At 61.1% G+C, this 13,996-nt stretch carries 13 protein-coding genes; 6 read left to right on the forward strand and 7 right to left on the reverse strand.

Annotated features, from left to right (window positions below):
• Positions 1-4: 4 nt before the first annotated feature.
• Both LEPTO7104_RS42355 and LEPTO7104_RS42360 read right to left on the reverse strand, forming a co-directional pair.
• On the reverse strand, positions 5-604 hold the full coding sequence (locus LEPTO7104_RS42355) for a TM0106 family RecB-like putative nuclease (protein ID WP_340627243.1): 600 nt from the start codon (positions 602-604) through the stop codon (positions 5-7).
• Positions 552-1,535, reverse strand: coding sequence for a TM0106 family RecB-like putative nuclease (locus LEPTO7104_RS42360; protein WP_264308362.1), 984 nt, complete (start codon positions 1,533-1,535; stop codon positions 552-554). The genes LEPTO7104_RS42355 and LEPTO7104_RS42360 overlap by 53 nt, the downstream gene beginning before the upstream one ends.
• Positions 1,536-1,686: 151 nt before the next feature.
• Here LEPTO7104_RS42360 and LEPTO7104_RS42365 point away from each other — a divergent pair, with 151 nt between their 5' ends.
• From LEPTO7104_RS42365 to LEPTO7104_RS0114240, 5 genes are all read left to right on the forward strand, one after another.
• Positions 1,687-1,821, forward strand: coding sequence for a hypothetical protein (locus tag LEPTO7104_RS42365; protein ID WP_264308364.1), 135 nt, complete (start codon positions 1,687-1,689; stop codon positions 1,819-1,821).
• A 111-nt stretch (positions 1,822-1,932) separates the two neighbouring features.
• Positions 1,933-3,144 (forward strand): aminotransferase class V-fold PLP-dependent enzyme, encoded by a 1,212-nt coding sequence (locus tag LEPTO7104_RS0114225; RefSeq protein WP_225886983.1) that lies wholly within the window; start codon positions 1,933-1,935, stop codon positions 3,142-3,144.
• A gap of 196 nt (positions 3,145-3,340) precedes the next feature.
• Positions 3,341-5,263, forward strand: a complete 1,923-nt coding sequence (gene mnmG / locus LEPTO7104_RS0114230) for a tRNA uridine-5-carboxymethylaminomethyl(34) synthesis enzyme MnmG (protein ID WP_017299253.1) — start codon at positions 3,341-3,343, stop codon at positions 5,261-5,263.
• 30 nt (positions 5,264-5,293) lie between these two features.
• Entirely contained in the window at positions 5,294-6,073 is a 780-nt protein-coding gene (locus LEPTO7104_RS0114235; RefSeq protein ID WP_017299254.1) for an SDR family NAD(P)-dependent oxidoreductase, read from the forward strand.
• Positions 6,074-6,925 carry a M28 family peptidase gene (locus tag LEPTO7104_RS0114240; protein WP_017299255.1) on the forward strand — a complete coding sequence of 284 codons (852 nt, stop codon included), beginning with the start codon at positions 6,074-6,076 and terminating at the stop codon, positions 6,923-6,925.
• Here LEPTO7104_RS0114240 and LEPTO7104_RS33885 read toward each other — a convergent pair.
• From LEPTO7104_RS33885 to LEPTO7104_RS0114260, 4 genes are all read right to left on the reverse strand, one after another.
• Complete coding sequence (locus LEPTO7104_RS33885) at positions 6,899-7,534, reverse strand: M23 family metallopeptidase (RefSeq protein ID WP_017299256.1); 636 nt, start codon at positions 7,532-7,534, stop codon at positions 6,899-6,901. The genes LEPTO7104_RS0114240 and LEPTO7104_RS33885 overlap by 27 nt on opposite strands.
• Positions 7,535-7,663: 129 nt before the next feature.
• Positions 7,664-10,633, reverse strand: coding sequence for a glycerol-3-phosphate acyltransferase (locus LEPTO7104_RS0114250; protein ID WP_017299257.1), 2,970 nt, complete (start codon positions 10,631-10,633; stop codon positions 7,664-7,666).
• 87 nt (positions 10,634-10,720) lie between these two features.
• Positions 10,721-11,383, reverse strand: coding sequence for a coiled-coil domain-containing protein (locus LEPTO7104_RS0114255; RefSeq protein WP_017299258.1), 663 nt, complete (start codon positions 11,381-11,383; stop codon positions 10,721-10,723).
• A gap of 557 nt (positions 11,384-11,940) precedes the next feature.
• Entirely contained in the window at positions 11,941-12,321 is a 381-nt protein-coding gene (locus tag LEPTO7104_RS0114260; RefSeq protein WP_017299259.1) for a CU044_2847 family protein, read from the reverse strand.
• Between the two features lie 189 nt (positions 12,322-12,510).
• Here LEPTO7104_RS0114260 and LEPTO7104_RS0114265 point away from each other — a divergent pair, with 189 nt between their 5' ends.
• Entirely contained in the window at positions 12,511-13,011 is a 501-nt protein-coding gene (locus tag LEPTO7104_RS0114265; RefSeq protein ID WP_017299260.1) for a 2TM domain-containing protein, read from the forward strand.
• Positions 13,012-13,215: 204 nt separating this feature from the next.
• On the opposite strand, the gene hypB is transcribed toward LEPTO7104_RS0114265, so the two are convergent.
• Complete coding sequence (hypB, locus tag LEPTO7104_RS33890; RefSeq protein WP_017299261.1) at positions 13,216-13,941, reverse strand: hydrogenase nickel incorporation protein HypB; 726 nt, start codon at positions 13,939-13,941, stop codon at positions 13,216-13,218.
• Positions 13,942-13,996: the final 55 nt, after the last annotated feature.

Consider the following 13,996-nt stretch of genomic DNA (forward strand, 5'->3'; position numbering starts at 1 on the left):
AGGCCTAGCCAGTGGTTTGGTAGAGTCTTTCCCAGTAGGGTTCGGCAAACCTTACCAGCCAGTCTTTAATGTGGTAAGTGGCGCGGCAGTCGTCTTCGTTGTAGCGCAGAATGGCGTCTAGATAGGTGCGATCGCCGGTTTCACTCCAGGCGTTGTACCAGCAGATCGATTGGGCGCCGTTGGCGCCCTCGTCACGCCAGTTGAAGCCCATCCAGCGGGCGATGTGCTTGAGGGCATAGCTCTCGATGGGCAGGGTAACGCCGTCGGTGATGCACTTGTGCACGTCAAAAAAGCGATCGAGCAGGGCCTCGGTGTGGCGGTGGGGAGTGCCGTAGAACTGCCCCAATTTGCGCACGGTCTGAGCCTCGTAGGGGCAGAAATGGTAGACCGGGGCGTAGGGGTAGGCGTGCACCAGGTCGAGAAAGTCATTCCAGGCGCGACGCTCTTCGCGGTGGGTTTCGGCCAGCAGGGCGTGGAAGTTGGTTTCGCCCGTGCGGTGGTTGACCACCAGCACGCCGTGAAGGTAGATCAGGTTTTGGTCGGGGGCGGCTTCAATATCGAAGTAGAGTTCGACCTCGCCTTCGGGCAGATCTTCGGGCCACAGGGGAAAGCCGTGGGGGGGCGTAGGGGGCGCTGCGGGGGATGGCGCGGTTGTCGACTAGGGCCTGAGCCTGGTGCACCAGCTTTTCGGCCACTTGCTCCCCAAAGCCCGGCAGCGGCGCCAGGTGGGCAGGGCTGGCCTGGGCCAGGGCGGCTACGGTGGTCAGGTGGTGCTGCTTGAGAAACTCGTAGCGAGCGGGGGTAACGCCGGGCAGCAGAGACAGATGGCGGGTGGCCTTTGCCTCGCTGTAGCAGTGGTTTAACCAGTGGCAAAGATCGCAGCGACTGTGGGAGATAAATAGCTCTGGGGCAACCTGCGATCGCAGATCCATCAGGCAGTCGTTGAGTACGGTTTGCAGCTTAGGCACCAGCCGCGCTAGATCGACGGTGTACATCTGGCCGCCCCGCAGGGCTAGGCCACTGGCCTCGGGCCAGACCCCCTGCACCCGCGAGAGCACATAGGCGTGGTAAGCGGCTACGATCTGGTAGTCGAGCTTGGGCTTTTTACCCAGCTTGATGTCGATGGGCAGGTAGACCCAGTCGCCCCAGCAGGACCAGCCGGGCCGCTTGATCAGCAGATCGGGCTGGCTCACCAGCTGCACTCCAGCGACGGCAGAGGGGGTGGCTAGCACCCCCTGCCGAATCGCCTCTACCCCCTCTGCCATCAGATCTAGGGTGGCTTTGGCCCCTGCGGCCCAGTCGCCCGACGGAAACTCGGGACGGTAGAGGGGATAGTAGTCTTCGAGCACCCGTTCGCGGTGGGTGAGGCTGTCCTGGCGCAGCTTGAGCAGATAGTCGGAGGGGTGGTTTTGCTGAGCGCGATCGCCGTATAGATCTAAAAAAGCCCGCCGGCTACAGCGCTGGTAGTGAAACAGCACGTCGTCGGTGAGCCAGCGAATGAGCGATTGAGAGGGCGTTGATGCCTCAGCGGCCAACCTCAGGGGGCTTTGCGGGCCACCCCCTGAACTCGAACGCGATGGCAGGGGATAGCTAGCAGACAAAGCGAGTTGTAGGGCAGGGGCTAAAGAACAGAAAAGAATGCTGCTGGTGGCGAACTGCGGGCAACGGAACGAGGCTGCCCTGGCTGTGGATGAAGTTTCTGGCAGCGAAAGTCAGCGATCGCGATCGCTGATGGTGAACTGTGTGGTGTTGAACCCAGTTACCGTTCATGCTGGCGTCAAGCCTGATGGTCCGATCTACAGTACCTATGCTCACCCTTAGCATGTTATACCCTATTGGGGTTTTGCGGGCGGGGTTTTGCGGGCCGGGGGGCGATCGCTAACTGGCCCCGGTGGTATAGGGTTGAAGCAAACCCTACCCCATCGACTTGACGTGATTGATTCTTCACTATCCGACAGCCTGGTGGCCCATCGCCAGCAGTTTCCCGCCCTGGTGGGCAAGCAGTACTTTAACTACGGCGGCCAGGGGCCAATGGCCCAAACTACGCTAGACGCCATCCTGGCGGCCTATCAGCGGGTACAGGCGCTAGGGCCATTTTCGGGGGCGGCCAACCAGTGGGTGATGGCCGAGGCGGCTCAAACCCGCGCGGCGATCGCCGCCGAACTGGGTACTACCGCCGATACGATCGCCCTCACCGAAGATGTCACCGTGGGCTGCAACATTCCTCTCTGGGGCTTGGCCTGGAAGAGCGGGGATCATGTGCTGCTGTCGGACTGCGAACATCCCGGCGTGATCGCGGCGGTGCAGGAAATTTGTCGCCGCTTTGGGGTTGCCTACAGCTTTTGCCCGTTGCTCGAAACCGTTAACGGCGGCGACCCAGCGGCGGTGGTGGCCCAGCACCTGCAACCCAACACCCGAATGCTCGTGATCAGCCATATTTTTTGGAATACGGGCCAGGTGCTGCCTCTGGAGACGATTGTCGAGGCCTGCCGCTATCGCCCCAATCCTGTTTTAGTGCTGGTAGACGCCGCCCAGTCCGTTGGGTCCCTGCCCCTGGACTTGCCTACCCTGGGAGTCGATTTCTATGCTTTTACCGGCCACAAGTGGTTGTGCGGTCCGGCGGGCTTAGGTGGGCTGTACGTGCGCCCGTCGGCGATGGAACACATGGCGCCTACTTTCATTGGCTGGCGCGGGATTACCACCGATGCCGCCGCCAACCCTACCGGCTGGAAGCCCACGGGGCAGCGCTATGAGGTGGCCACCTCGAACTATCCACTGCTGGCGGGGCTGCGGGCCGCGATCGCCCACCAGGCCGAGTGGGGCACCGCCTCCCAGCGCTACCAACGTCTGGTAGAACTCAGCCAGCGGCTGTGGTCGCAACTGCAAGAGCTGCCCTACCTTCGCATGGTGCGGCAAACCCCGCCCGACTCAGGCTTGGTGTCCTTTTGGGTACTAGAAAACGGTGAACCTTCCCCAACCTGGCACAAGCGATTGGTAGATGAGTTAGAAACCCAGGGCGTGTTTTTACGTACTCTGCAAGCGCCCAACTGCGTCCGCGCCTGCACCCACTACCTCACGCTGGAGTCCGAGGTGGATGAACTGGTTGCCGCTGTTGCAGCAGCCCTGAAGCGAGGCCTCGCTTAGGCCCACGGCGATATGGAGCAAGCGGCGACACCGACCATTGGGTAAGTGCTGCCAGCGGTTTAAGACATCTTCGGACGGTCCAGGCCATAGTCGGCAGACGTCAACCCGTAGCTCCGAGATGAAAAGCGGTCGGACTAATGCCCTACCATCCACCAGTTAAAATGGAGGTCGATTCGTACCGTTGTGTCCAGATTGCATGATTGCCCCAGGTTCCGCCGACTTTCTCGATGAATACGATGTAGTGGTGGTCGGTGCAGGCCACTCCGGCTGCGAGGCTGCTTTGGCGGCGGCGCGGCTGGGCTGTCGCACGCTGATGATTACCCTCAACCTGGACAAAATTGCCTGGCAGCCCTGCAACCCTGCCGTGGGCGGTCCGGCTAAATCGCAGCTCACCCACGAAATCGATGCTTTGGGCGGGGAAATTGGCAAAATGGCCGATCGCACCTACCTGCAAAAGCGCGTGCTCAACAACTCGCGCGGCCCTGCCGTGTGGGCGCTGCGGGCCCAGACCGACAAGCGGGAATACGCCGCCGTGATGAAAACCATCGTCGAAAACCAGGAGAACCTGGTGATTCGCGAAGGCATGGTCACCGACCTGGTGCTTGGCCCCAACGATGAGGTGGTCGGGGTCGAAACCTACTTTGGAGTGGCGTTTAAGTGTAAAGCCGTCATCCTTACCACCGGGACGTTTCTGGGCGGCACGATTTGGATTGGCGATAAGTCAATGGCCGCCGGGCGAGCTGGGGAATTTGCCGCCACGGGCCTCACCGATACCCTAAACCGCCTGGGCTTTGAAACCGGACGACTCAAAACTGGCACCCCGGCGCGGGTCGATCGCCGCTCCATCGACTTCAGCGCCCTTGAGCCGCAGCCCGGCGATGACGACCTGCGCTGGTTTAGTTTTGACCCCGAGGTCTGGGTCGAGCGCGAGCAAATGCCCTGCCACCTCACCCGCACCACGGCGGCAACCCACCAGCTGATTAAAGACAACCTGCACCTGTCGCCTATCTACGGCGGCTGGGTCGACTCTAAAGGCCCCCGCTACTGCCCCAGTATTGAAGACAAAATCGTCCGCTTTGCCGACAAAGAAAGCCACCAGATTTTTCTGGAGCCAGAGGGGCGCGACATTCCTGAAATTTACGTGCAGGGCTTTTCGACCGGGCTGCCCGAAAAGCTCCAGCTGGCTATGCTGCGCACCCTGCCGGGGCTAGAGCACTGCGCCATGCTGCGCCCCGCCTACGCCGTGGAGTACGACTACCTGCCCGCCACCCAGTGCTACCCCACCATGATGACCAAGCGGGTTGCGGGTCTATTTTGCGCCGGGCAGGTGAATGGCACCACCGGCTACGAGGAGGCTGCGGCCCAGGGCTTTGTGGCCGGGGTCAATGCCGCCCGGCTGGTACAGGGGCAGGAGATGCTGGTGTTTCCCCGCGAGCAGAGCTACATTGGCACGCTGCTGGACGATCTCTGCACCAAGGACCTGCGGGAGCCCTACCGCATGCTGACCTCCCGCTCTGAGTACCGGCTGCTGCTGCGATCGGATAATGCCGACCAGCGCTTGACCCCCCTGAGCCGCGAGATAGGGCTGATTGGCGATCGCCGCTGGGAAATCTTCAGCCGCAAGTACAGCAACATTGCCGCCGAAAAGGCTCGCCTGCGCGAAACCCGTGTTAAGGAACACGATGAGCTGGGCCAGCGCATTGCTGCCGACACCGACCAGCGGATCAAAGGCTCGATCACCCTGGCCGATCTGCTGCGCCGTCCGGGGTTCCACTACGCCACCTTAGAGCACTATGGCCTGGGCAATGCCGATCTGATCCGGGAAGAAAAAGAAGGGGCCGAAATCGACATCAAATATTCCGGCTACATTCAGCGGCAGCAAAACCAGATCGACCAGGTGGCTAAAAATACTGGCCGCAAGCTGCCCGAAACGCTGGATTATACGGCGATCGACACCCTGTCTAAGGAAGCGCGCGAAAAGCTCAGCCAGGTAAAACCGTTGACCATCGGCCAGGCCTCACGCATTGGTGGCGTCAATCCCGCCGATGTCAACGCCCTGTTGATATATCTTGAAATTCAGTCTCGGCGGGGGCAGTCGCCTGCCGCCACGATTCGTTAGGATGAGGCCGATTCACTTTAGGGGCAAACCATGGCAAAGCCAATTTTGATTACCGGGGCCTCCAGCGGCATTGGCTACGAGCTGGCTAAAGTATGTGCTGCCCACCACCACGATCTAGTGCTGGTGGCCCGGCGGGAAGAGCGTCTGCTAGAGCTTAGGGCTGCCCTGGAGACCGCCCACGGCGTGCAGGTGCTCACCTACCGGGGCGATCTCACCGATGCAAGTACCCGGCAGCAGTTTTTTGACTGGACTCAGGCTCACAGCATTATTCCCTACGGCCTGATCAACAACGCTGGGTTTGGCGACCTCACCCCCTTTGCCGACTCTAGCTGGGAAAAGCAAAACGCCATGCTCCAGCTCAACATCGTGGCGCTGACCCATCTCACCCGGCTGTGCCTGCCCGGAATGATTGCCCAGGGTCAGGGCCGCATTCTCAACTTGGCCTCGACGGCGGCGTTTTTGCCGGGAGCCTACATGGCGGTGTACTACGCCAGCAAAGCCTACGTGCTGTCGTTTACCGAGGCGATCGCCACCGAGCTAGAGGGCACTGGGGTGACCGCGACCACTCTCTGCCCTGGTCCCACCCAGTCAGAGTTTGCGGATCGGGCCGAGATCAAAGATGTCAAGCTGTTTGAGGGCAAAAACCTGCCGACCTCGGCAGAAGTGGCCGCCTACGGCTACGAGGCAATGGAAAAAGGGCAGCGCACGGCCGTCCACGGCACCACTAACAAGGTGCTGTCTTTGGCGACCCGGCTGCTGCCCCGCAAAAACCTGGCCGACATTACCAAAGGCATGCAAAAGCCCGCCTAGGTGAACCGCTTGGATAACTCTCTGCAAGCTCGGCTGGTGGGACATTTGAAGCAGGTGGGGCGCGATCGCAACCCCTACCTGGCCTCCGCTAACCACTTCTTTGTGCAGCAGTACATCCAGCAAGAGCTCTCTCAGTGTGGCGAAGTGATGGGTCAGAGCTTTACCTTTCGGGGCCGACAGCACACCAACTGGATTTTGAACCTGCCGGGAGAAGCTCCCCATCGCTTGCCCATTCTGGTGGGTGCCCACTACGACTCGGTGCCCGATTCGCCTGGGGCCGATGACAATGCCACCGGAATAGCCGTGCTGCTGGAATTAGCCCGCGCCTTTGCCCGCCAGCCGGGGAAATCGCCCCTGCGCCTGGTCGCCTTTGATTTAGAAGAGCTGGGTTTTGTCGGCAGCCGCCACTGTGCCGAAGACCTGCGTCGGCACAACGAACCCCTGAGGCTGATGCTGTCGCTTGAAATGCTGGGCTATTGCAGCCACCAGCCCCACTCCCAGAAGTACCCATTGGGGTTAGACCGTTTCTACCCCAGCCAGGGCAACTACATTGCCCAGATTGGCCCGTGGCAGAGCATTTCGACCATGGTGCGGCTGTGGCGGGGGTTCAGGGCTGGTGGCGTGCGTAGCCAGTGGCTCCCTGTCGTTAACCAGGGCCGCCAGGTGCCCGACACCCGCCGCAGCGACCACGTGCCCTTTTGGGATTTGGGCTACCCGGCTATTTTGATCACCGACACGGCGGATTTGCGCAATCCCCACTATCACCAGCCAACTGACACTTTGGAAACCTTAGATGTAGCGTTTTTGACTCGAGTCTGCCAGGGACTAATTTACGGCCTGCGCCGTCTGTGACTGCTGGAATTCGGCCTCGGCTTTGATCACCAGGGCGGGGTCAACCCAGGCGCCGTCGTATTTGAGGCCCCAGTGCAGGTGCGGCCCGGTGGTGCTGCCGGTCATACCGACGCGCCCAATGCGCTGACCTGAGGTTACCGTTTGCCCCTGGCGCAGTTCAATGCCGCCGTCGCGATCGACCAGGACTCGGCCCCCTTCTTTCTCAATTACCAGATGGCCCTGCATGTGGCAGTAGATGTGGGTCCAATGGCCTGACTGGATAATAGCCGAGGTGCCGCAGGCGGTATTGTCAGACACCTGAACCACCTTGCCGTCCCACCAGCTGCGCACGTAGCTGCCCATGGGGGCGGCCATGTCCAGCCCGTAGTGGAAGCGGTATCCCCCCATGGGATGCTGACGGTAGCCAAAGGGCGAGGTGTAAGCGGTGAACTTTTCTACCGGAAAGGAAGATCCGGCCCAGGGGTTGACGGGGGCAGGGGCGATCGCGGGTGCCTCCTCCTCTGCCACAACCTGGGGAGTAGATTGAATTAGCTCTGTCATCATGCCAGCCCCTACGCTCAGCGCAACAATCCAGCCCAGGGCTTGCGCCCTGCCACAGTGACCATCCATAGCCGCAAAAAAGTGAGTGGCCAAAACTTGCTTAGTACATTTGCATTACTAAAGATAGTGTATTTGTACTAACTTGCCAAGCATTTCTCTTCAATTCGGCCTCGGCCTCTAGGTGTAGACGCGGAGGATTTAGTCGCGACTGGGCTGAAGGGAAAGGGGGCTGTTTGCCGGTGGGTCTAGCACCTCCACGGTACCGGCTTCGCCGTTGAGCCTTACCCACTGGCCAGTGTGCAGGCGTTGGGTGGCGTCAGCCACATCCATCACGGCTGGAATGCCGTATTCCCTGGCAATGATGGCTCCGTGGGAAAGACGACCCCCTACTTCGGCAATGAGGCCCTGGGCGCGAGCCAGCAGGGGTGCCCAGCCCGCATCGGTGTAGGGCACCACGAGAATGAACGGTCCTTCGGTGGCTACGGTCTGAAGCTGGGTCATGACCAGGACCGGACCTGCGATCAGACCCGCGCTGGCCCCAATGCCGGTCAGCCGCTGACGCACGGCGGCGGCCATAGGAGGAATCCTGCGGCTGGGGGGCTCGTTGCCAAAGACCAGGTAGGGAACGCTAGGCAGGTGCCGATCGCGGTCGTACTGGGCCTTGCGATCGCCGATCTGCCCCCGCACCTCGGCCCAGTCTAGGGCCGCATTCCCCGCCTCCAGATCCTGAATTTCTGCCAGCGTGAGAAAGAAAATATCGTCCCGGTGGTTCAGGTGGTGGTGGGCCTGCCACCGGTCGGCCAGGGCCAAAATGCTCCAGCGCAGCTCGGCCAACAGGCGGTTGTAGAGGGTGTTGATCTGCCCCTTGAGATCGAGCCGACGCTGCACCAGAGCGGCTTTGCCGGTGGGAGCTTGGGTCGGGGGTTTTGGCGGCGGCGGCTGCCGCACAAACTGGGCCAGCAGCTCGCGGACGGGGCCAGGATTTTCCTGCCAGGTTGCCACGGCAATGTCGGTGCCGACGGGGCTAAGGTAGCCGTACTGGTCTACAAAGTCCCCCATCGCCTTGAGCAGCGATTCGCCGTCGGTGCTTTCGGCCAGGGCCGTCATCAGCGATGAACTGTCGGTAATGCGGTTTAGCTCGGGGGTAGAGAGGGTCTGTCGAATGTCGTGGGCGATCGCCCTCAGCCCCTCTAGGGCGGCAATCTCATCGTTTTGCAGGGGGTTGAGCCTCTCTTCGGGCACCTTCAGCAGCGCGCGCCGCAGGGCAAAGCTGAGCGGGCCGAGGATGTTGTAGTAGGTGACGCGCTCCAGTAAATCGAGCACGGTCTCAACTCGGGTGAGCAGCTCGCTGGGGCTAAGAGCATCCCGTGAGACGGCCTGAAGGGATTGCAGGGCCGGGGTAAAGCGATCGCCGTTTTCCTGGGCAAACTGCTGCTCCAGCCTGAGCTCGCGGCCTACCAAGCGCAGCAGACCGGGGGCATTGCGCAGGGTGGACCCCAGCGCCGGGCGGCTAAACTTAGCTCCCCGAGTCAAAAACTCCAGGCTCTCGGCGGGCAGGCCCATGCGCCGAAAAATATCCCCCAGCAGGGTGGCGTTGAAATAGGCGTAGGCGTGGTGCAGAGTGGCGGTTTCTTCAAAGTTGAGTCCGGCGGCGCGACCCCCCAGCACCACCGAAAAAATGTCGCCCCACACGCCGCAGGTCAGGGGCCGATTGATCGACCAGGTCAGCGGGGGAATGGGGCCGGGGATCACCTCAGCGGCGATCTTGCGCGTCCACAGCGGTTGCAGGGTGGTAATCGGGCGGCTTTGCAGCAGCCACAGGGTTTCGCCGTCAAAGCTCCACTCAATGTCTTGGGGAATGCCCTGGTAGCGGCTTTCTAAATGGCGGGCCAGGTAGGCCACCTGCTGAAGCAGCCGCGACGGCGTTTGGCCCTCGCCTTCTACCGTCAGCGTCAGCGCCTCGGAAAGCTGCCAGTCGGCCTCAGCGATCTCAGCCAGCGAGGGAATGTCGTCGGGCTGCACCAGCACCCGGTACTGCTCGGGGGTGATCTGTCCGCCCACCACCTGGTCGGCCCCGCCGGGCAGGGCCTCGATCACTACCGCGTCGCCGCAGCGGGCGATCGGGTCGCGGCTAAAGGCCACCCCCGAAAACTGCCCCTGCACCTGCTGCTGCACAATCACCGACAGGCCCCGTTCCGGCAGGTTTTGGCTCTGTCGATACTGCTTGGCCCGAGGCGCGTTGTAGGACGAGAAAACCCGCACGATCGCTTCTGCCAGGGCCTCCTGGCTGGTGATATTCAAAAATGACTGGTAGACGCCAGCGGCAGAGGCCGTGCCCGTATCTTCATCTACCGCCGACGATCGCACCGCTAGGGGCTGGGTGGGGGATGGCTCTGCGATCGCCAGCAGGGCCGTCGGGTCATCCCCAGGGGGCAGTACGTAGCCGCGCGGCACCGGGTAACCCCAGGCCCGCAGCTGGCCCAGGGTGGCGGCCTTGTGGCCAAACTTGGCGGCATCAAGGGGGTGGTCCAGGGCGACCAGGCCGCGATCGCCGCGAAAAAAGCGAAACATAGTGCGCGACTCCAAGCGTCCTTCGTCGTCGGGCAAATCGAGATCGTCGGGCAGTTTTTGGTAAATCCAGGCAATGAGTCCGCTGAGGCAGGCCATCGCCAGCACCAGCGGCCCATCGGGATGGCGCAGCGCTGTAATCACTGGCAGCAGCACCAGCGCCAGCAGCCGGCCCTGGCGCCGCTCGCGAAAGATGGTAAACCCCAGCCCGCTGATGAAAAATGTCAGCAGGGCGGTGACCCAGTCGTACGCCACAATGCCCCAGACCACATTGGTGGTGCCTGCCCCCTGGGCAAACCAGTAGCGCCCCATCACCAGCCCGATCAGGGCGATGATTTCCCACACCGGGTCAGAGGGGAAGTAGTAGCGGGCCAGCAGCACCGCCCCAATGCCCTTGGCCGCCTCTAGCAGCACGGCCACAGTGCCTGCCACCCTGCCGCCGTGGTAAAAAGCTGCCGACACGCCGACATTGCCTGTGCCCACTCGCCGCAGCCGCCGCCCCGACAGCAGCCGTGTCGACCAACCCGTCAGGGGCAGGCCCCCCACCGCCGGGGTTAGCACGAAAATCAAAAAGGCGCCCCAAACCTGGGTCAGGGTCATAGCGATCGCCCTAAACAGCTACACAACAACGACGACACAACGACAATAGACTAGCTGCCCCAGATCGACCCCTGAGGCCCTGCCAAACTAATCTTGGTAAGGCCTGACGTCGTACTGTACGTAGGGCTGCTGCTGTGGCGCTGGCGGCAGGGGCTGCCGTTCGTAATAGTAGTAGGGGCTGGGGGGCATTTGCATGGGGTAAACCATCGGCGGGGGCTGATGGGTACGCCGCTGAAGATGCATCAGCCACAGGGCAATAATGACAAAAGCCGTGCCGCCGCCCAGCACCAGCAGCATGAACAGGCCCAAAATACCCCAGAGCAGCATAGTTTGGGTTTCATTGTTGCGGGGAATCGACTCTATCAGCCGCACCTGTTGCGAGGTCATTGACTCTACCGCATGCTGGTACGTGTCGAGCTGAGCCAGCACCGAGTCGGTTTCGGCCTGCTGACGCTCTAGCTGGGCCTTGAGGTCATCGGATAGGTTCTTTTGGGCGCGCAGTTCGTCCTGTAAACTGCTGACCAGATCCTGCTGGCGGGTGAGGTCGCGCTCAAAGCGGTCTTGCTGTAGCTCTTGGCTCGCGGTCGGGGGCGGCGGCACCGGCACCGTTTGAACCTTGAGGCTTTCAGCAGTGGGTGGTGGCGGCGGCAAAGACGGGGTTTTACCAGGGCCCGATCGCACCACCAACGTCAAAATGACCAGTGCCCCCCCGGCAGCACAGCAGGTGATTAAGATAGGCTTTTCCTTCATCAATCCCTGCAAAATCTCATTCCCTTGGGGTGCTAGTGGGTGTGGTTAGCTAGATTTTCAGGAACTGTCGCAAGCGGGCTAAAAGAAGTGACGAGGCCCTAAGGCTAGAGATACCGCAAACACAGCCCCAGCGTGAACGGGTTAGAAAACCTTTGGACTCTGAGACGATAAGGCCTCAGACCTAAGGGCGTTGAATCCACAAAATTCTAAGCAAGATTCTGGTGGAACCCTCATTTTCCAGGCTTTATCATCAAATTATTATACATTGGCCCAGAACTGGCACAACAAATATACGTTTAGCCCCCCACCGCTGCCCCAGGCAAGGTGCTTACCCACCCAGCCTAAGGCCCCAAAGGCGCACAAAAACCCAGGCCTCTGCTCGGTTGACCCGCTCAAAACCCAGTGCTCGCCAGCTAGCTTAGGCCCCGGCAGGCTGAGCTAAAAAATTGGGAGGTGCTGCTGGCGTAACAATGGCGAGCCAGCAGCACCTCCCAGGAGAAACCCCACTGTGTTGTGAAAAGGGAGTGGTGCGAAAAGGGAGTGGTGCGAAAAGGGATTCAGTTAAACGAGCACTCCACCGTAATTTTTAGATTGCTTTCAGCGGTGCCTTTGGTAACGTAAGGAACTCCTGCCTCTCCGCCGACCTTGAGGCCGAACTCCAGGGTGACTTTTTCGACATTGGCGGTGGCCATGTCTTTGAAGGCGTTCATGGTGTAGCTGGTGTAGGTGCGAATGGTGCCTTCAATGGCCTTAAAGCTCTGGGCGGCGTGCACCTGGGCGGCCTGGTTGGCGCTACTCCATCCCTTGGCGGTGCGGGTGGTTTCAGCATAGGGGTCGGCGCTGAGGGGAGCGACCGAGTCGGGGGCAACCACGTCGTCGGTGGCCTCCATGTAAATCTCGGTGCCATCGTCTAGGCGGATGGGTACCAGCTGGGTCATAGTGCACACTCCGATGGTTAAGATGCGTATCCTTCGGGGTTAGCATGCCCGAATTGGCGCAGGTCTCACCATCCCAGCCGTGGCGGTGCTGCCCACAGGTTTTCCGTACCCCAACCGATCCCCCAATCCTTTAGTTTTTGTTTATAAGAAAAAGAGAGAGTTTTGGCAGGGGCGGCGATGGCTGAGCTTATGACGGATCCTTACACCAGCAGCAGCGAGTTTCTGTACCCAGCCGAAGACGCTCAGCAAATCTTGAGTATTGCCATTGCCCGCCAAACCGAATCTGGTGAACTTACCCGCGCTCAGCTGCTCGAAATCGCCGACGAGCTAGGCATCTCCGCCGACACTATGGCTGCCGCCGAGCGTGAGTGGGATGTGAAAAAATACGAGCTGGCCGACCAACGGCTTTTTGACAGCCAGCGCAAACAGCGATTTCAGCATGGTTTGGCTCAGTTTTTGATTGTTGGCGGCGGCGTGCTGGTGTTTCAGCTGGTGACGGGTGGCTGGCTGTGGAACTGGTTGCTGTACCTCATTTTTGGTCCCTGGGCGTTGCAGGTGAGCTGGAATGCCTGGCGCATCTATCGCTCGAACGAGTATATCTACCAGCAGGAGTTTCAGCGCTGGCGGCGCAAACAGCAGATGAAGCGAGTGGTAGGTGGCGCGGTGCGGCGGCTGTTGGGATCTCCCTAGCAGACTGCGGCATAGGTTGCTGGACTATGGCCGATCGCAAGGGGGTAGTGGAGCTAGGGAGGCAGGGGAGTTGGAACGGTGGTCTGGTTTCCGTCCAGCAGTACTAGGCGCATGGAGGACGACCAAGGGGCGATCGCCCTGCTCCCCGGCTTGGCTCATCCTCTGCGCTGACGGTTCCTGAGCAATGCACGGCTAGCCTTGAACCTACCCATGGGCGTGGACGCCTGATTGACTGGTGGAGACGCGGCGGGACGCGGCGGGATCGAGGCTGCGATCGCGCACCCACTCAAACCAGACGTCCAGCCCCTCCCCAGTCTTGGCCGACACCGGAATGATGGTGCAGTCAGGGTTCATCTGCCGCACGTTGGCGGCGATCTGATCGATGCTCACCTCCAGGTAGGGGGCCAGATCTACCTTGGTAATCAGCAGGCAGTCGGCCTCCTGGAACATGATTGGGTACTTGAGGGGTTTGTCTTCCCCCTCGGTAATGCTGAGCAGGGCGACCTTGGCGTGCTCCCCCACCTCAAACTCGGCGGGGCAGACCAGGTTGCCCACGTTTTCGACCAGCACCAGGTCAATAGCACTGGGGTCGTAGCTGTGCTCCAGGGTGTGGATGCCGCCGGCCACCATCTTGGCGTCGAGGTGGCACGATCGCCCCGTATTGATAGCGATTACCGGTACCCCGTACTGGCGCAGGCGATCGGCGTCAAGTTCGGTGGTCATGTCGCCTTCAATGATGGCGATCGCCAGGTCTCCGTGCAGCCCCTCCAGGGTGCGCTCCAGCAGCGCTGTCTTCCCCGCTCCCGGACTGCTCATGATGTTCATGCAGGTAATGCCCCAGGCGTCGAAGTGGGCGCGGTTGTGGTCAGCCCCGGCCTGGTTGACGTGGAGCAGGTCGATTCCTAAAGCGGCGTCGAAGGTTTGGTGCATGGGACAATTTTAGATTTGCGATTTTGGATTGGCGATCGTCCGGCTCCCCTCCTGG

Source organism: Nodosilinea nodulosa PCC 7104, from assembly GCF_000309385.1.
Classification (GTDB): Bacteria; Cyanobacteriota; Cyanobacteriia; order Phormidesmidales; family Phormidesmidaceae; genus Nodosilinea; species Nodosilinea nodulosa.